Origin of the sequence: Bradyrhizobium guangxiense (assembly GCF_004114915.1) — a bacterium.
Taxonomy (GTDB): domain Bacteria; phylum Pseudomonadota; class Alphaproteobacteria; order Rhizobiales; family Xanthobacteraceae; genus Bradyrhizobium; species Bradyrhizobium guangxiense.
Window position 1 is genome coordinate 3,576,473 of the sequence record NZ_CP022219.1, and the last position, 17,768, is coordinate 3,594,240.

The 17,768-nt window shown below is 64.9% G+C and carries 16 protein-coding genes; 1 reads left to right on the forward strand and 15 read right to left on the reverse strand.

Going from position 1 to position 17,768, the window contains the following annotated elements:
* Nucleotides 1-60: 60 nt before the first annotated feature.
* Nucleotides 61-1,650 carry an ABC transporter substrate-binding protein gene (locus X268_RS16900; protein ID WP_128925996.1) on the reverse strand — a complete coding sequence of 530 codons (1,590 nt, stop codon included), beginning with the start codon at nucleotides 1,648-1,650 and terminating at the stop codon, nucleotides 61-63.
* Between the two features lie 300 nt (nucleotides 1,651-1,950).
* Between X268_RS16900 and X268_RS16905 the strand changes: the two genes are divergently transcribed.
* Nucleotides 1,951-2,835, forward strand: a complete 885-nt coding sequence (locus X268_RS16905; RefSeq protein WP_128925997.1) for a hypothetical protein — start codon at nucleotides 1,951-1,953, stop codon at nucleotides 2,833-2,835.
* A gap of 56 nt (nucleotides 2,836-2,891) precedes the next feature.
* Here the strand turns inward: X268_RS16905 and mtnK are convergent, their stop codons facing one another.
* The 14 genes from mtnK to nuoG all read right to left on the reverse strand — a co-directional run bounded on the left by mtnK (nucleotide 2,892) and on the right by nuoG (nucleotide 17,766).
* Nucleotides 2,892-4,178, reverse strand: coding sequence for an S-methyl-5-thioribose kinase (gene mtnK / locus X268_RS16910; RefSeq protein ID WP_128925998.1), 1,287 nt, complete (start codon nucleotides 4,176-4,178; stop codon nucleotides 2,892-2,894).
* Nucleotides 4,100-4,558 (reverse strand): hypothetical protein, encoded by a 459-nt coding sequence (locus tag X268_RS16915; RefSeq protein ID WP_245477924.1) that lies wholly within the window; start codon nucleotides 4,556-4,558, stop codon nucleotides 4,100-4,102. Before X268_RS16915 ends, mtnK begins: the two co-directional genes overlap by 79 nt.
* 204 nt (nucleotides 4,559-4,762) lie before the next feature.
* Complete coding sequence (locus tag X268_RS16920) at nucleotides 4,763-5,038, reverse strand: DUF1467 family protein (RefSeq protein ID WP_128925999.1); 276 nt, start codon at nucleotides 5,036-5,038, stop codon at nucleotides 4,763-4,765.
* Between the two features lie 9 nt (nucleotides 5,039-5,047).
* Nucleotides 5,048-5,452 carry a methylmalonyl-CoA epimerase gene (gene mce, locus X268_RS16925; protein WP_128926000.1) on the reverse strand — a complete coding sequence of 135 codons (405 nt, stop codon included), beginning with the start codon at nucleotides 5,450-5,452 and terminating at the stop codon, nucleotides 5,048-5,050.
* Between the two features lie 43 nt (nucleotides 5,453-5,495).
* A complete protein-coding gene (locus X268_RS16930; protein ID WP_128926001.1) occupies nucleotides 5,496-7,166 on the reverse strand; it encodes a ribonuclease J in 1,671 nt (556 codons plus the stop codon).
* Nucleotides 7,166-7,972: a biotin--[acetyl-CoA-carboxylase] ligase gene (locus X268_RS16935; RefSeq protein WP_128926002.1), complete on the reverse strand. Its 807-nt coding sequence runs from the start codon at nucleotides 7,970-7,972 to the stop codon at nucleotides 7,166-7,168. Before X268_RS16935 ends, X268_RS16930 begins: the two co-directional genes overlap by 1 nt.
* A gap of 1 nt (nucleotide 7,973) precedes the next feature.
* The gene (gene nuoN / locus X268_RS16940; protein WP_128926003.1) at nucleotides 7,974-9,410 is read right to left on the reverse strand and encodes an NADH-quinone oxidoreductase subunit NuoN; all 1,437 of its coding nucleotides are present in this window, start codon (nucleotides 9,408-9,410) and stop codon (nucleotides 7,974-7,976) included.
* A gap of 22 nt (nucleotides 9,411-9,432) precedes the next feature.
* Nucleotides 9,433-10,941 carry an NADH-quinone oxidoreductase subunit M gene (locus tag X268_RS16945; protein WP_128926004.1) on the reverse strand — a complete coding sequence of 503 codons (1,509 nt, stop codon included), beginning with the start codon at nucleotides 10,939-10,941 and terminating at the stop codon, nucleotides 9,433-9,435.
* Nucleotides 10,942-13,041: an NADH-quinone oxidoreductase subunit L gene (gene nuoL / locus X268_RS16950; protein ID WP_128926005.1), complete on the reverse strand. Its 2,100-nt coding sequence runs from the start codon at nucleotides 13,039-13,041 to the stop codon at nucleotides 10,942-10,944.
* Nucleotides 13,042-13,049: 8 nt separating this feature from the next.
* On the reverse strand, nucleotides 13,050-13,358 hold the full coding sequence (nuoK, locus tag X268_RS16955) for an NADH-quinone oxidoreductase subunit NuoK (protein WP_008547737.1): 309 nt from the start codon (nucleotides 13,356-13,358) through the stop codon (nucleotides 13,050-13,052).
* Entirely contained in the window at nucleotides 13,355-13,993 is a 639-nt protein-coding gene (locus X268_RS16960) for an NADH-quinone oxidoreductase subunit J (RefSeq protein WP_128926006.1), read from the reverse strand. Before X268_RS16960 ends, nuoK begins: the two co-directional genes overlap by 4 nt.
* Before the next feature lie 116 nt (nucleotides 13,994-14,109).
* Nucleotides 14,110-14,604, reverse strand: a complete 495-nt coding sequence (gene nuoI / locus X268_RS16965; protein ID WP_210268102.1) for an NADH-quinone oxidoreductase subunit NuoI — start codon at nucleotides 14,602-14,604, stop codon at nucleotides 14,110-14,112.
* 8 nt (nucleotides 14,605-14,612) lie between these two features.
* On the reverse strand, nucleotides 14,613-15,680 hold the full coding sequence (gene nuoH, locus X268_RS16970) for an NADH-quinone oxidoreductase subunit NuoH (RefSeq protein ID WP_128926007.1): 1,068 nt from the start codon (nucleotides 15,678-15,680) through the stop codon (nucleotides 14,613-14,615).
* Nucleotides 15,681-15,690: 10 nt separating this feature from the next.
* The gene (nuoG, locus tag X268_RS16975) at nucleotides 15,691-17,766 is read right to left on the reverse strand and encodes an NADH-quinone oxidoreductase subunit NuoG (RefSeq protein WP_128926008.1); all 2,076 of its coding nucleotides are present in this window, start codon (nucleotides 17,764-17,766) and stop codon (nucleotides 15,691-15,693) included.
* Nucleotides 17,767-17,768: the final 2 nt, after the last annotated feature.

Here is a 17,768-nt window from a genome sequence, read left to right on the forward strand (position 1 = left end):
CGGCACTGGTCCTCTCTCCCTCCATCGCTCGAAGCGATGAAGGGAGCGCGAGAGCGTATGTCACTTCGCGGGCGAGGTCTCGTCGACCCAGAGGTCTTCGACGTTTTGATGGGTCAGCTCCGTCGCGTTCAGCTGGATCCCCTTGAGCCACGGCTGCACCGCCATGACCGCCTTGTTGTAGTTGAAGAACCAGACCGGCGCGTCGTCATAAAGCAGCGCATTGGCCTTCTGCAGCAATTCGGTGCGCTTGGCGGGGTCGTCGGCCTGCCCTGCCTCATCGATGATCTTGTCGAAATCGGCGTTCTTGTAGCTCATGTAGTTGCAGGCTGGCTGCGGCGTCGACGAATGGAAGCATTTGAGGGCAGACAGCGGATCCGGGCCGCTCGCCTGGGAATAGATGAAGGCCTGATAGTCGCCGGTGCGAACCACCTCTGCCAGCACCGCGGTCTCGACCTGCTTGACCTTGGCCTTGATGCCGACCTTGTCCAGCATCGGGATGACGGCCGAGACGATCGGCAGGCCCCAGCTTTCATTCGGGCTGGTGGTCCATTCGAACTCGAAGCCCTGGGGATAGCCAGCCTCAGTGAGCAGCTGCTTGGCCTTGGCGGGATCGTAGGGGTAAGGCTTCATGGCCTTGTCGTAGGCCGTCGAGGTCAGCGGCAACCAGCTCGAGGCGCGGTAGGCTTTGCCTTTGACCAGCTTGTTGATGATCAGGTCGGTATCGATCGCGTAGTTGATCGCTTGCCGGACGCGCTTGTCGGTGAACGGCTTGAACGCGGGGTTCATGCCCATGTAGCGCGTGAACACCTCGGCGACCTCGACGATGGTGCCCTTCAGGGCGGCGTCGGACTGGTAGGCCACGTATTGCGCGGGTCCGAGCACGGAGGTGTCGATCTCCTTGTTGCGGAAGGCGACGTCGCGCGCCGCGGCCTCGGCCATGATCGAGACCACCACCTTGTCGGCATAGGGCTTGCCGGGCTTGTAGAACCGGTCCCACCGCTCCAGGACGATGCGCGATCCCGGCACGTGCTCGACGAATTTGAACGGCCCAAGGCCGATCGGCTTCTGGATGAAAGTCTCCTTGGCGCCCTCGTCGGCGGGATAGATCGAGGTCAGCGCGGTGAAGAAGTAGAAGCCCGGATCGACCTTCTCGGTCAGCTTCATCTCGATGGTGAAGTCGTCGATCTTCTTCAGCCCGGAGATGTCCTTGGCCTGCCCCTTCTCGACCGCGGCGGCGCCCTCGATTACGCGGACATACCGCGCGCCAGGGAACGCCTTGGTGCCATCCATGATGCGGTTATAGGACCAGATGATATCGTCAGCCGTCATCTTCCGTCCGTTGTGAAAATAGGCGTCGTCGCGCAGCTTGAAGGTGTGAACGAGGCCGCCGCCCGAGACCACATCCTCCTTGGCGAGTTCCAGGACCGGTTTGCCTTCGGCGGAATTCCAGATGTAGAGCGAGCGATGCAGGGCCTTGGCATAGATCTCGTCCTGGGCGCGCTGCGTGGTGTGAATGTCCAGGCTGGTGAAACTCGAACCATAGGGCGCAGTCATGCGGATGGTTCCGCCCTTGCGCGGAGTCTGGGCCTCCGCTGTAGCGGCAAGCGCCAGCCCGAGCCCCGCGACGACCGCAATCATCCTGAACATCATGAGTCCCCCAACAACGCAGGTGTATTCCGATCAGAGATTTGATCATTCGCAGCCTGTCGAATGCAAGCTTCGTTTTCGATGGGCTCCAATGTCAGTTCCGAAAGCGCGGCCCTTGGACGAGGGAGCCCGGAGGTTGGGTTGCATCCGCGCAGCGATGCAAGCTGCCGGTTGGCGCGGTGCGTCATCGGTCGGCCGGCAGCAGTGAACATTTTTCGTGATCGACGCGACCAAGCACAGGAACGTCATCTGAGCCCCCAGGGATCCGAACATCGCGATCTCGGAAAACAGGGATCGCGGAAAATGCAACGCCGAACGCTAGGTATCCTGCTCGCCGGCAGTCTGTTCGCCGCGACGGCGGCGATGGCGATCCCCGTCACGCCGGACCCTGTCCGCGACAGCCCGGCCAACACCATCCAGATCAGCTGGTCCCATACCACGCGGTCAGACGGCTATGTCGACGATACGTGGTGGGCGACCAGGGACCGTTGCGCGCCGGACTATCTCGGCGAGCGCCTGCTCTGCGACGCCGTAGGTCTTCTGGCCCGGGGCGCGAGCCGGACGTTCGAGGCCAAGATGTCCGACGACATGGGCCTGCCGCTCGCCGACCGTTGGGGCCTGATGACCGCGAAGAATTCACCCTTCATCATGTCGGCGCACGTCGAGACGCCGCTCGGCATTGCGGCCGTGCTCGGCTTCTATCGCGCCGCACTCGAAAAGCGCGGATGGAGCGAAGACGACGGTGCGGTCGTCGAGCCTGACAGGGCCGTTGTCGTCTTCACGACGTCGGATGGGCCGGCACTGCTCCGGCTTGCCCGTCAGGACAACACGACGATCGCCGACCTTTCGCTGCGTAAGCCGTTGGCCGCCACGGCCCGCATCCAGCCGCCGCCGGGCCAAGTGAGGCTGTTGCTCGGTAACAAGACGGATCAAGCGGCTGACATCACCGTCAATGAGCAAACCATCAGACTGGCGGCTCACGCCGGAGAGAAACTGATCGACTCCGACGCCGCCGCGGACAAATTGCCCGACAGCCAGAAGATCGATCTGCAGCCGGGCAAGTACAACGTCACCCTCAAGCTCGCGGGCAGCGCGGCGCAGAAGCGACAGTTCGAGGTCGCGGCCAACGAGACCTGGGGTCTGCTGGTCGGCCCCGAGGGCGCTCCGCTGCCGATGCGGCTGTATTGAGGCTCCGCTCCCTCCCTGTCATTGCGGAGCATGCGGGTCCGCCTTTTGCGGCGTCTTCAGCCCGACAATTCCGGCTGCCAATCCCGCAATTTTCGTGCAGCATCCGTAACGTCGGCGATGGTCCGAAACGACGCCGTCTCCACCATCATCGCCCTCGCCAGCCGCACCGCGCGCCCCTCACTGACGGCGCGCCGCTTCGCATCCTCGATCAGCTCGAAATCGATGTTGTGGGCGAGGCCGAAGATGCGGCGAATGATCTTCGCGGCAGCAAAGCCGACGGTGTCGGCGAACAGGCGCTGCAGGTAGGTTAGGCGCTCCGCCTCGAGCCGCGCGGCGCCCTGCGCGCCAGCGAAGAGCGAGACCGGATAGGCATCGCCTGTGCCTCCCGCCCGCCAGAGCTCCAGGAACTTGCGGGCAAACTCGTTCCAGACCTGCTCGACCTTCTCCAGCACCCAGGCCTCGAATGAAGCCCGCTCGCCCGGCGCGCGCTCGTGGCCCGCGGAGGCGAAATAGGCCATCAGGAGATTGGCGAGCACGGCGCCGACATCGAACCCGATCGGGCCATAGAACGCGAATTCCGGGTCGATGACCCGCGTCTGGCTGGCCGTCACCATGATCGAGCCGGTGTGGAGATCGCCGTGCAGCAGCGCCTCGGGGCTGGCCATGAATTTCAGCTTGAGCCTGGAGATGGCGATGTGCAGGTCCATGTCGTCGCGCAGCGCCGCGGCGAGCCCGTCGAGATAGGGTGCGGTCCAGCGGTTCTGCTCGGCGATGCGGTAGGGATCGGTGAAGATCAGATCTTCCGTGATCTTGCAGAGCGCGTGATTGCCGGCGAAGGCGGCGATGCCCTCCTTCTTCTCGGCCGCGGACAGGGCGAGGTCGGAGGTGAAGAACAGGGTGCGCGCCATGAAATTGGTGATGTCGCTGGCAAAGCCCGGATATTGCGTGCCTGCGACCAGACCCTTGCGCATGATGATGTGCGGCTCCAGCAGCTCCATCACCGTCAGCGCCAGCACCTCGTTGTGATGCAGCACGGCCGGTACGAGGCCGGGCGCGAGCTCGGCCTGGCGGGTCAGCGCGAGATATTCGTAATGGGCCCGCGACAACGGCAGCGGCCAGCTTTCGCCGACGAGGCGGACATAAGGCAGCGCCTGCTTGACGGCGACGCCGCCGCGCGCGCCCTTGACGATGAAGACGAGATTGAGGTTGCCGTCGCCGACCTCGGTGATGTCCCAGGCGGCCGGATTGCCGCCGAGGCGCGCCGTCAGGTCCGGCAGGCCGGCGAGATAGTCCCGCAAGGCCGCCTCATGCAGAATCCGGTATTCCCCCTGCCTCTGCGCCATGACGATCCCATCCCACTGTGTGGGCCGGATCGTTCCTCCCGCTCCAGGAAGCTCGAGCCGATCTCGGCCTTTCTTTTGATCGGATCGTAATCACAATAAACGAGATCCGCCACCAGCGTGTAGCTGGCGCTGACGTTGTATTTGTCCAGCTTGACGGAGTTCAGGCCGATCACCGAGGTGCTCTTGCCGCCGTTCCATTTGAACGGGGTCGAGCTTTTGGCCTGCTCGCAAGCCATCACGGCCTCGTTGAAGACGTAGCCCTCGACGAACGCCTTCAGAGTGCGCACCTGCACCGCCATCTTCCATTCGACGTAGGCGATGGCACCGAGACCGGCGACGATGAGCACCAGCAGCGCGATGACGATTCTCTGAAAAGTCATTGATGCCCCCAAATCAAAACAGGTACAAAACTCAAGACGAGACGAAGCGCGCACGCCTCGTCCTTCGAGACGACCGCTTCGCGGTCTCCTCAGGATGAGGCTAACGGACATCGGCGCCCGTTGAAACTGCTGCCGCGCACTCTGTCCTCATCCTGAGGAGCCCGCGAAAAGCGGGCGTCTCGAAGGATGCGCCGCACCAAGAACCTAGAACGGCATCCCCATCAGCCTCGACAGGCGCTCGATCGAGAGATAGCCGGCCTGATAGGCGACCATGCCGAGGCCGTAGATGATCGCCGAGATGATGGTGGTCCAGATCAGCTTGCGGCCCATCCGGGTCAGGATCGGCGCGCCGGGATCGGTGCCGGGCGCGCCGACGCCGTCCTCGTGCTGGCTGCGCACGCCGAACGGCAGCGTCAGGAACAGCGCGATCCACCAGATGACGAAGTAGATCGCAAGCGCGGTCGAGATCTGGATGGCCATGACCCGGCCTTACGCCTGCTCGATCTCGACGAGGGCGCCGGAAAAGTCCTTCGGGTGCAAGAACAGCACCGGCTTGCCGTGGGCGCCGATCTTCGGCATGCCGTCGCCGAGCACGCGCGCGCCCTCCTTCACCAGCGTGTCGCGCGAGGCGATGATATCGACGACCTCATAGCAGACGTGGTGAATGCCGCCGTCCGGGTTACGCTCGACGAACTTTGCGATCGGCGAGGCCTCGCCGAGCGGCTCGATGAACTCGATCTTGGTGTTGGGCAGCGTCGCGAACACGGTGATGACGCCGTGCTCGGGCAGCGGCACGGCCTCCGAGATCTGGGCGCCGAACGCAGTGCCGTAGATCTTCGCGGCCTTGACCGCATCCTTGGTCGCGATCGCGACATGGTTGAGCCGGCCCAGCATGTTTCTTCTCCCTCACGGCGTGATCCGCAAGACCACGCCTAGTCTACACTGTCAGGACGTGTACCAGACAGGGAGGCTTCTTGCCCCAATGTTCGTTGATCACCGCCCGGACGGCGCGTCGCACCGACTCGGCCAGCGCATCCGGATCGCGGCGGCGCGGCTTTGGCAGTCCCTCGATCGTCGACATGACGGCGTCGAAGACCAGGTCGTCAAAAGTCTCGCCCGCCCGGTTCTTCTCGGGGACGCCGACCAGATCGACCTCGGGTTCGTCGGCGAGCTCGCCCTGCGCGGTCATGGCGATGGCGACGAAGGCACAGCCGGAGAAGGCCATGCGGCGGCGCTCGACCACGGCCCGGGACTTGGAATCCTCCAGGATCGTGCCGTCCTTGTAGAGCCGACCCGAGGGCACCTCGCCGACGATGCCGGGATCGCCGGGGCCGAGCTTGACGAGGTCGCCGTTGCGGCAGACCAGCACGCGCGGCACGCCGGCAGCGCGCGCCAGCTTGGCGTGCTCATGCAGATGCAGGGCCTCGCCGTGGACCGGGATCAGAAGCTGCGGCTTCACCCAGGAGATCAGATCGCGCAGCTCTTCGCGGCGGGGGTGGCCGGAGACGTGCACCAGTGCCTCACGGTCGGTGATGATCTCGACGCCCTGGAGCACCAGATTGTTGACGATCGAGCCGACCGCCTTCTCGTTGCCGGGAATGGTGCGCGAAGAGAAGATCACGCTGTCGCCGCGGTTGAGCGTAATTTCAGGGTGGTCGTCATTGGCGATGCGGGCCAGCGCGGCGCGCGGCTCGCCCTGGCTGCCGGTGCAAAGCGCCAGCACCTTGTCCTGCGGCAGGTGGCCGTAGACCTCGGGCGAGCGGAAGTTCTGCACGCCGTCGAGATAGCCGGTCTCGCGCGCGACCTGCACCACGCGCTCCATGGCGCGGCCGACCACGACGACCTCGCGGTCAGCGGCTTTCGCGGCGGCGGCCACGGCCTTGATGCGGGCGACGTTGGAGGCGAAGGTCGTCACGGCGACGCGGCCCTTGGCGGCTTTCACGAGATCGATGATGGTTCGGGCGACCTCCGCTTCCGAGGGCGAGCGGCCGTCGCGCACCGCGTTGGTGGAATCGCCGATCAGGGCGAGCACGCCCTCCTCGCCGAGCTCGCGCAGCCGCTTCTCGTCGGTCGGCGCGCCAAGCGTCGGGGTCGGGTCGATCTTCCAGTCGCCGGTGTGCAGCACGATGCCCGCGGAGGTGTGGATCGCCAGCGCGTGCGCTTCCGGAATAGAATGCGCGACCGGGATGAACTCGACGTTGAACGGGCCGACATCGATGCGACCGCCCGACGGCACCACCGTCACCGGAATCTGCGGCGCGTTGCGCTCGGCGGCGCACTTGGCCTCGAACAACGCGGCGCTGAACTGCGTCGCATAGATCGGGCATTTCAGCTTCGGCCAAAGGTCGATGATGGCGCCGAAATGGTCCTCATGGGCGTGGGTCAGCACCAGGCCCATCAGATTCTTGCGCTCCTTCTCCAGGAAGCTGATGTCGGGCATGATCAGGTCGATGCCCGGCAGATGCTCCTCGTCGCCGAAGGAGACGCCGAGATCGACTGCGAGCCAGGCGCGCTGCTGGCGGTTGCCGAGGCCGTAGATCGACAGGTTCATGCCGATCTCGCCGACACCGCCGAGCGGCGCGAACACCAGTTCGTCGGGCTTTGCCATCACGCAGCTCCCACCGAGCGGACCGGGCCGAAGAACACCTCGCCTGCCGCCACCGGCACACGGCGGCCCTCCGCGGTGCGGACGATCAGGCAGCCGGTGTCGTCGATGGTGTCAAAAATGCCTTCCAGCGTCATCGTTCCCGTGTGGATTGCGCCCCGCTCGCCGAGCCCGGCGGCGCGCGCCAGCCACAGTTTACGGATCTCGGCAAAGCCGTTTCCATTGTCCCAAATGCCACGGAACTCGACCCAAGCGTCCGACAGCGCCGAAAACAGCTCCTCCGCGCTGATCTGGACGCCGAGCCCGGCCAGCGACACCGCGGGCGTCGGGGTGCCCTCGGGCGCGGCGACGACATTGGTGCCGATGCCGACGACGATGGCAAGGCGGTCGCCGACGGCCTCCGCCTCCAGGCCGATGCCGACGAGCTTCTGGCCGTTGGCCAGCACGTCGTTGGGCCATTTCAGGGCGTAGCGCGGCCGGCCCTCGCCGAGGCGCAGGATGGCCTCCAGGCTGACCTTCTCGAGCGCGGCCTCCTCGGCAAGCCCGGCGGCAAACCCGATGGTGGCGGCAACCGCCGGAGCCACGTCCAGAACTTCGAGGACGCTGGCGGCGAGATTGCCCTTCGGCGCGATCCAGGGGCGCTGGCGCCGGCCGCGGCCGGCAGTCTGCTCGGATGTGACGAACCACATCGGGCCGCGTTCGCCGGCCCTGGCGCGTTCGATCGCCTCGGTGTTGGTCGAGCCGGTCCGTTCGAACGCCGCGAGCTTGTAGCCCGCGGCCGACGCGCGAGGACCGAGCGCGAACGCCATCCTAGAACAGCGACTTTGCCGCGGCGGAGGCGACGCTCACCACCGGACCTGCGAACAGCGCAAACAGGATGTTGAACAGGCCCGCCACGGCCAGCACCGTCCGCACCTCGACGCGCACCGGATCGACCCGGCCGGCCGGCTCGTCGAAATACATCGTCTTGACGATGGCGAGATAGTAGTAGGCGCCGACCACGCTGGTCAGCACGCCGATGACGGCGAGCGTGAACAAATTGGCCTTGATGGCGGCGACGAACACGTACCACTTCGCGAAGAAGCCGGCGAGCGGCGGGATGCCGGCGAGCGAGAACAGCAGCATCGCGAACATGAAGGCGAGCAGCGGATTGGTGCGCGACAGGCCGGCGAAATCGCTGATCTGCTCGACGGCCTGGCCGTTGCGGCGCATGGCGAGGATGATCGAGAACGAGCCCAGCGTCATCGCGACATAGATCACGATGTACATCAAGACGCCCTGCGCGCCCTCGATCGTGCCGGAGGCAAGGCCGACCAGCGCGAAGCCCATATGACCGATCGAGGAATAGGCCATCAGACGCTTGATGTTGCTCTGGCCGATCGCGGCGAAGGAGCCGAGCGCCATCGAGGCGATCGACACGAACACCAGGATCTGCTGCCACTGCGAGACGATGCCGGGGAACGCGGTCAGCGTCACGCGGGTGAAGACGGCGAGCGCAGCCACCTTCGGTGCCGAGGCGAAGAAGGCGGTGACCGGGGTCGGCGCGCCCTCGTAGACGTCAGGCGTCCACATGTGGAACGGCACGGCCGAGACCTTGAAGCAGAGGCCGACGAGCAGGAAGACCAGGCCGAACACGAGGCCGACATTCGAGACCGTCGCGGCGGCGGCGATGCCGGTGAAGCTGACCGTGCCGGTGAAGCCATAGACCAGCGATGCGCCGTAGAGCAGCATGCCCGAGGACAGCGCGCCGAGCACGAAGTACTTCAGGCCGGCTTCGGTCGATTTGGCGTTGTCGCGGTTGGAGGCCGCGACGACATAGAGCGCCAGCGACATCAGTTCCAGGCCGAGATAGAGCGAGATCAGATCGCCGGCCGAAATCAGCACCATCATGCCGAGCGTCGAGAGCAGCACCAGGATGGCGTATTCGAAGATGCGGCGCGACGGGTCGGACAGGAACTCGGTCGACAGGATCAGCGTCACCGCCGAGCCGATCAGGGCAAGGATCTTCATGAAGCGGGCGAAATCGTCGACGATGAAGCTGCCGCCGAAGGTCACCTGCTTGCCCGCGGGCAGCATGTATTCGAGCACGCCGACCACGACCAGGAGCACGACCGCCAGCGAGGTGACCGCACCGGTCGTCCCCTGCCCGCGATAGGCGCCCAGCATCAGCAGAGCCATCGCCCCGATCGCGAGCACGATCTCGGGCAGCACCGGCGCCAGTTGATAACCTGCAGTCTCAAAGCTCATGGCGATATCCTGACCTGCCCGATCACTGGAGCAGTGCGGCGGCCTTCACGGCCGTCACAGCGGTGTTGTAGTTGTTGACGAGTTGCTGGACCGAGGCGGCCGACATGTCGAGCACCGGCTTCGGATAGACGCCGAACAGGATCGTCAGCGCGATCATCGGGAACAGAATCACGCATTCGCGCAAGGTGAGATCCTTCATGCTCGCCAGCGACGGCTTGACCAGGGCCCCGAACACGACCTTGCGATAGAGCCACAGCGCATAGGCCGCCGACAGGATCACGCCGAAGCTGGCGAAGAACGCCGTCGGAATCGAGACCTTGAAGGTGCCGAGCAACGTCATGAACTCGCCGACGAAGCCGCTGGTGCCGGGCAGACCGACATTGGCCATGGTGAAGACCATGAAGGTCATCGCGTAGAGCGGCATCCGGTTGACGAGACCGCCATAGGCCGCGATCTCGCGGGTGTGCAGGCGGTCGTAGACGATGCCGACGCAGAGGAACAGCGCGCCGGAAACGATGCCGTGCGAGATCATCTGGAACACGCCGCCGGCCACGCCCTGCATGGTGCCGGCGAAGATGCCCATGGTGACGAAGCCCATATGCGCGACCGAGGAGTACGCGATCAGCTTCTTCATGTCCTCCTGCATCAAGGCCACCAGCGAGGTGTAGATGATGGCGATGGCCGAGAGCGTGAAGATCAGCGGCGCGAAGTCGTGCGAGGCCAGCGGGAACATCGGCAGCGAGAAGCGCAAGAAGCCGTAGCCGCCCATCTTCAGGAGGATCGCGGCCAGCACCACCGAGCCTGCGGTCGGCGCCTCGACGTGAGCGTCGGGGAGCCAGGTGTGTACCGGCCACATCGGCATCTTCACCGCAAACGAAGCGAAGAAGGCCAGCCAGGCCCAGGTCTGCAAGGACCGCGGCACGGCGGTGTGCATCAGGGTCGGGATGTCGGTGGTGCCGCCATTCCAGTACAGCGCCATGATGGCGAGCAGCATCAGGACCGAGCCGAGCAGCGTGTAGAGGAAGAACTTGAACGATGCATAGACCCGGCGCGGTCCACCCCAGACGCCGATGATCAGGAACATCGGGATCAGGCCGCCTTCGAAGAACAGGTAGAACAGCACGAGATCGAGCGCCGAGAAGGTGCCGATCATCAGCGTTTCCAGGATCAGGAACGCCATCATGTATTCGCGGACCCGGTTCGAAATCGCCTTCCAGCTCGCAATGATGCAGAACGGCATCACGGCAGTGGTCAGGATCACCAGCGGCAGCGAGATGCCGTCGACGCCCATATGGTAGGTGATGCCGGTCGCGAGCCAGTTCGCCTTCTCGACGAACTGGAAGTCGGGGTTGCTGGGGTCGAAGCGCATGACCAGGATCACCGACACCGCGAAGGTGATCAGCGTGGTCCAGAGCGCGATCCAGCGCGAGTTGCGTTTGGCCGCCTCGTCATCGCCGCGGCTCAAGTAAACGATCAGCGCGCCGACCAGCGGCAGGAACGTCGTGACCGAAAGGATGGGCCAGGGTGTCATTTACTGGCCTCCAAAGCCGAACATGAACCAGGTGATCAGGCCGGCGGCACCGATCAGCATGGCGAATGCATAGTGATAGAGATAGCCGGTCTGGATCTTCACGACGTTGCGGGTGACGTCCAGCACGCGAGCCGAGACGCCGTCGGGGCCGAAGCCGTCGATGATGAAGCCGTCGCCCTTCTTCCAGAGCTGGTAGCCGATCCACTTCGCCGGGCGGACGAAGATGATGTCGTAGAGCTCGTCGAAGTACCATTTGTTGAGCAGGAACTGGTACAGCATCGGCTGCGTCTTCGCGAGCTCGACCGGCAGGTACGGCCGGCGGATGTAGAACAGGTACGAGACGAGGAAGCCCAGCACCATCATCACCGTCGGCAGGAACGCGATGGTCTCGGGGATGTGGTGCATCTCCTCGATGATGTGCGGGTTCATCTTCACGGACTCGCGGAAGAACTCCTCGACGCCGTGACCGGCGAACAGCTCCTTGAACGGCAAGCCGGCGACGAACGAGCCGACCGCGAGCACGCCGATCGGGATCAGGATCCAGAGCGGAGCCTCATGCGCCGCCTCATAGTGATGCTCGTCATGCGGCTCGCCGTGGAAAGTCTTGAAGATCAGGCGCCAGGAGTAGAACGAGGTCAGGCCGGCGGCGATGATCGTCATCAGGAAGCCGTACACCGCGAACGGATTGTGCGAGGCGTAGGCGGACTCGATGATCGCGTCCTTGGAGAAATAGCCGGCCGTGAGCGGGAAGCCGGTCAGGGCCAGCGTGCCGACCACCATCACCGCATAGGTGTAGGGGATCTTCTTCCAGAGGCCGCCCATGTTGCGGATGTCCTGCTCGTGGTGCATCGCGTAGATCACCGAGCCGGAACCTAAGAACAGCAGCGCCTTGAAGAAGGCGTGCGTGAACAAATGGAACATGCCGACTGAATAGGCCCCTGCTCCCATCGCCACGAACATGTAGCCGAGCTGCGAACAGGTCGAGTAGGCGACGATGCGCTTGATGTCGTTCTGGACGAGGCCGATCGTGGCCGCGAAGAACGCCGTGGTGGCGCCGAAGAACATCACGACGGCCTGGGCGGTCGGAGCGAGCTCGAACAGCGGCGACAGGCGCGCCACCATGAACACGCCCGCGGTGACCATGGTCGCGGCATGGATCAGCGCCGACACCGGGGTCGGGCCTTCCATCGCGTCCGGCAACCAGGTGTGCAGCAGGAACTGCGCCGACTTGCCCATCGCGCCCATGAACAGCAACAGGCAGGTCAGGGTCAGGGCGTCGGCGTGCCAGCCGAGGAAATTGACGGTCTTGCCGGTCAACCCAGGTGCGGCATGGAAGATGGTCTCGAAGTCGGTCGAGCCGGCCAGCATGAAGATCGCGAAGATGCCGAGCGCAAAACCGAAGTCGCCGACGCGGTTGACCACGAAGGCCTTGATGGCGGCGGCGTTCGCCGAGGGCTTCTGGTACCAGAAGCCGATCAGCAAATAGCTGGCGAGACCGACGCCTTCCCAGCCAAAGAACAGCTGCACGAGGTTGTCCGCCGTCACCAGCATCAGCATGGCGAAGGTGAACAGCGAGAGATAGCCGAAGAAGCGCGGACGGTTCGGGTCCTCGTCCATGTAGCCGATGGAATAGAGGTGCACGAGCGAGGAGACGGTCGTCACCACCACCAGCATCACGGCGGTCAGCGTGTCGACGCGCAGCGTCCACCAGACCTGGAGGTCGCCGGAGAAGATCCAGGGCAGCAGCTGGATCCTCATGTCATGGTGCATGAAGCCGACATCGACCAAGGTCATCCAGGACAGCGCGGCCGAGACGAACAGCAGCCCGGTGGTGATCAGCTCGGCAGCGCGCGAGCCCGCCGCCGGGGGCTCCGCCGGACCGTGACCGTCATGCCCGTCGCCGGGCTCGTGATGGGTCTCGTGGATGACGGATGCATCCTCGCTGATCGTATCGGACGCATGCGCATGCGCGCCGTGGCCGTGATCGCCGTGATGCTCGACCTCGTCGCCCGAGGGGTTGCGGGCATGCGCGCCGAACAGCGCGATCAGGCCGGCCAGAATGGCGCCCAGGAGCGGCAGGAAAACGATTGCCTGAACCATTTGAGAGCTCAGCCCTTCATCAGATTGACGTCCTCAACCGCGATCGAGCCACGGTTGCGGAAATAGACCACCAGGATGGCGAGACCGATCGCGGCTTCGGCCGCCGCGACGGTGAGCACCAGCAGCGCAAAGACCTGGCCGACGATGTCGCCGAGGAAGGTCGAGAATGCCACGAGGTTGATGTTAACCGAGAGCAGGATCAGCTCGATCGACATCAGGATGACGATGATGTTCTTGCGGTTCAGGAAGATGCCGAGGATCCCGAGCGTGAACAGGATCGCGCCGACCGCCAGATAATGTCCGAGCCCGATCGTCATTTCACCCACTCCGCCGCATCGGCGTCCGAGAGGCCCTGCCCCGGCGCCACCTTGCGCATCGCCATCGCCATGTCGGGCGTGCGTGCGTTCTGAACGTTGATGTCCTGCCGCTTCACGCTCGCTTTGTGGCGCAGCGTCAGCACGATGGCGCCGATCATGGCGACCAGCAGCACCATGCCCGAGAGCTGGAAGTAGTGGATGTACTTCGTATAGAGCACGAGCCCAAGCGCCTCGGTGTTGGAGACGTTGGCCGGGATCGCCGCCGTGATCGTCTTGGACACGCCGGGATTGATGACCCAGAAGCCGACGGTGAGCAGCAGCTCGAACAGGAAGATGCCGCCGATCACGAGGCCGACCGGCAGGTACTCGATGAAGCCCTCGCGCAGCTCGAGGAAGTCGACATCGAGCATCATGATCACGAACAGGAACAGCACCGCGACCGCGCCGACATAGACGACGATCAGCATCATGCCGAGGAACTCGGCGCCCATCAGCACGAACAGGCCGGAGGCGTTGACGAAGGCCAGGATCAGGTAGAGCACGGAGTGCACGGGATTGCGCGAGACAATCACCATCACGGCCGAAGCGACGCAGACGCCGGCGAAGAGGTAGAAGAACAGCGCGGGAAGGATCATCGAGAAACTCCCGTCATTCCGGGGCGCGCGAAGCGTGAACCCGGAATCTCGAGATTCCGGGTCTGGTCCTTCGGACCATCCCGGAATGACTTGGAAATCTGGATCATGCCCTCACCTCACCGGTACGGCGCGTCGAGCTCGATCGCTTTCGCGATCTCGCGTTCCCAGCGGTCGCCATTGGCGAGCAGCTTGGCCTTGTCATAATAGAGCTCCTCGCGGGTCTCGGTCGCGAACTCGAAGTTCGGGCCCTCGACGATGGCGTCGACCGGACAGGCCTCCTGGCAGAGGCCGCAATAGATGCACTTCACCATGTCGATGTCGTAGCGCACGGTGCGGCGGGTGCCGTCGTTGCGGCGCGGGCCGGCCTCGATGGTGATGGCCTGCGCGGGGCAGATCGCCTCGCACAGCTTGCAGGCTATGCAGCGCTCTTCGCCGTTCGGATAGCGGCGCAGCGCGTGCTCGCCGCGGAAGCGCGGCGAGATTGGGCCCTTCTCGAACGGATAGTTCAGCGTCGGCTTCGGCTGGAAGAAATAGCGCATGGCGAGGAAGAATGCCGAGACGAATTCCGACAGCAGAAGCGAGCGTGCAGTGGCGTTGACGTTGATACCCATGACAGCCCTCACTTCGGCGCGATGCCGGCGAAGTGCAGCACGCCCGCCACCACGATCACCATCGCCAGCGACAGCGGCAGGAACACCTTCCAGCCGAGACGCATCAGTTGGTCGTAGCGGTAGCGCGGCACGATCGCCTTTGCCATCGCGAACAGGAAGAACATGAAGAACAGCTTCAGCGAGAACCAGATGATCCCCGGCACCCAGTTGAAGGGCGGCAGGTCGACCGGCGGCAGCCAGCCCCCGAGGAACAGGATCGTGGCCATCGCGCACATCGTGACGATCGCGACGTACTCGCCGAGCATGAACAGCAGGTACGGTGTCGAGCCGTACTCGACCATGAAGCCGGCGACGAGCTCGGATTCCGCTTCGACGAGGTCGAAGGGCGGACGGTTGGTCTCCGCCAGCGCCGAGACGTAGAACACCACGAACATCGGGAACAGCGGCCAGACGTACCAGTTCAGGATGGTCAGCTGCGGCAGCCCGATCAGGCTGGCGAGGCCGCGGGCATGCTGGGCCTCGACCACGGCCGAGAGGTTCAGCGTGCCGGCGCAGAGCAGCACCGTGATGATGACGAAGCCGATCGACACCTCGTAGGACACCATCTGCGCCGCCGAGCGCAGCGCGGCCAGGAACGGGTACTTCGAGTTCGACGACCAGCCGGCCATGATGATGCCATAGATCGACAGCGACGAGATCGCGAAGATGAAGAGGATGCCGACATTGATGTCGGAGATCACCCAGCCGAGATTGGTCGGAATCACGGCCCAGGCGGCGAGCGCGAGCACGCAAGACACCAGCGGTGCCAGCAGGAACACGCCCTTGTTGGCGCCGGCCGGGATGATCGGCTCCTTGAGCACGAACTTGAGCAGGTCGGCGAAGGATTGCAGCAGGCCCCAGGGGCCGACCACATTCGGGCCGCGCCGGATCTGCACCGCCGCCCAGATCTTGCGGTCGGCGAGCAGGATGTAGGCGATCGCGACCAGCAGGACGACGAGCACCAAGACGCTCTCGGCGACCATGATGATCAGCGGCCAGAGAAAACCGGTCCAGAATGCGCTTTCGAAGAATTCCATCAGATCACGCTCACTCCGCTGCGGTCAGCATGTGCCCGGAGGCGAGGCGCGAGCATTCCGCCATCACGGCGGACGCACGCGCGATTGGGTTGGTCAAATAGAAGTCCTCGACCAGCGGCTTGAACGGGGCCTTCTCCGACGAGCCGCCCTTCCCCGCCAGCTTCTTGATCTGGTCGGCCGAGCCGGCCTCGATCTGGTCCAGACGGATCAGGTGCGGAACGGCCTTGAAGATCGCCTGGCGCAGTTGCGCGAGCGAGTCATAGCCGAGCTTCTTGCCGAGCGCTTCCGACAGTGCGCGGATGATCGCCCAATCCTCGCGGGCTTCGCCCGGCGGGAACGCGGCGCGGCCCGTCATCTGCACGCGGCCTTCGGTGTTGACATAGATCGCGGACTTCTCGGTGTAGGCGGCCGCCGGCAGGATCACGTCGGCGCGGTGCGCGCCGCGGTCGCCATGGGTGCCGATATACACGACGAAGGTGCCGTCCGCCGCGTTGATCTCGTCGGCTCCGAGCAGGAACAGGAGGTCGAGCGTACCGAACGTCGTCATCTGCGCGGCGTTCAGCCCGCCGCCGGCCGCAGCGAAGCCGATATCGAGCGCGCCGACGCGCGAGGCGGTCTCATGCAGCACGCCAAAGCCGTTCCAGCCGTCCTTCACCGCGCCGACGTTGAGCGCGAGCTTGGCGCTCGCCGCGAGGATGGCCGCGCCGTCATGGCGCGAGGCCGCGCCCGCGCCGACCAGGATGATGGGGCTCTTGGCGTTCTTCAGCACGTCCATGAAGGAATGCTTGCCGGCTGCAAGCTCACCGAGCGTCTCGGTGCCCGCGCCGAGGTGATCGTAGTCGTAGGTCAGGTCTGCCTTGGCACCGATCACGCCGACCTTGAAGCCGCCGGCGCGCCAGCGCTTGCGGATGCGGGCGTTGAACACGGCCGCCTCTTTGCGCGGATTGGCGCCGATGATGAGCAGCGCATCAGCCTGCTCGACGCCGGCCAGCGTCGGGTTGAAGATGTAGGAGCCGCGGCCGAGTGCGGGATCGAAGGCGTCGCCGCCCTGCACCGCCAAGTTGGACGAGCCGAACTTGGCCAGCAGGTCCTTCAGCGCAAACATCTCCTCGACACCGGCGAGGTCGCCGGCGATCGCGCCGATGCGCTTGCCGTCGGTGCGCGCCGCCTTCGAGGCGATCGCCGCAAAGGCCTCCTGCCAGCTCGCCGCGCGCAGCTTGCCGGCCTCGCGGATATAGGGCCGATCCAGGCGCTGGGTGCGCAGGCCGTCGACGACGTGGCGGGTCTTGTCCGAGATCCACTCCTCGTTCACGGCCTCGTTGATGCGCGGCAGGATCCGCATCACCTCACGCCCCCGGGTGTCGACCCGGATCGCCGAGCCCACGCCGTCCATCACGTCGATCGACTGGGTCTTGCCGAGCTCCCACGGCCGCGCCGCGAACGCATAGGGTTTCGAGGTCAGCGCGCCCACGGGGCAGATATCGACGAGGTTGCCCTGCAGTTCCGAGGTCAGCGCGTGCTCGAGATAGGTGGTGATCTCCATGTCCTCGCCGCGGCCGGTGGCCCCCATTTCGGGGGCGCCCGCGACTTCCGCCGAGAAGCGGACGCAGCGCGTGCACTGGATGCAGCGGTTCATCGAGGTCTTGACCAGCGCACCGAGATATTTGTCCTCGACCGCGCGCTTGTTCTCGGCGAAGCGGCTGGTGTCCACACCATAGCCCATCGCCTGGTCCTGCAGGTCGCACTCGCCGCCCTGGTCGCAGATCGGGCAGTCCAGCGGATGGTTGATCAGAAGGAATTCCATCACGCCTTCGCGCGCCTTCTTCACCATCGGCGAACGCGTCGAGATCTCCGGCGGCTCGCCCTTGGGGCCCGGACGGCAGTCGCGCACGCCCCAGGCGCAGCTCGCGACCGGTTTCGGGCCGCCCTTCACCTCGACGAGGCACATCCGGCAATTGCCGGCGATCGACAGCCGCTCGTGATAGCAGAAGCGCGGAATCTCGGCGCCTGCCGCCTCGCACGCCTGCAGCAGCGTGTACTCCGGCGGGACATCGATCTCTTTGCCGTCGATGATGAGCTTGGTCATGT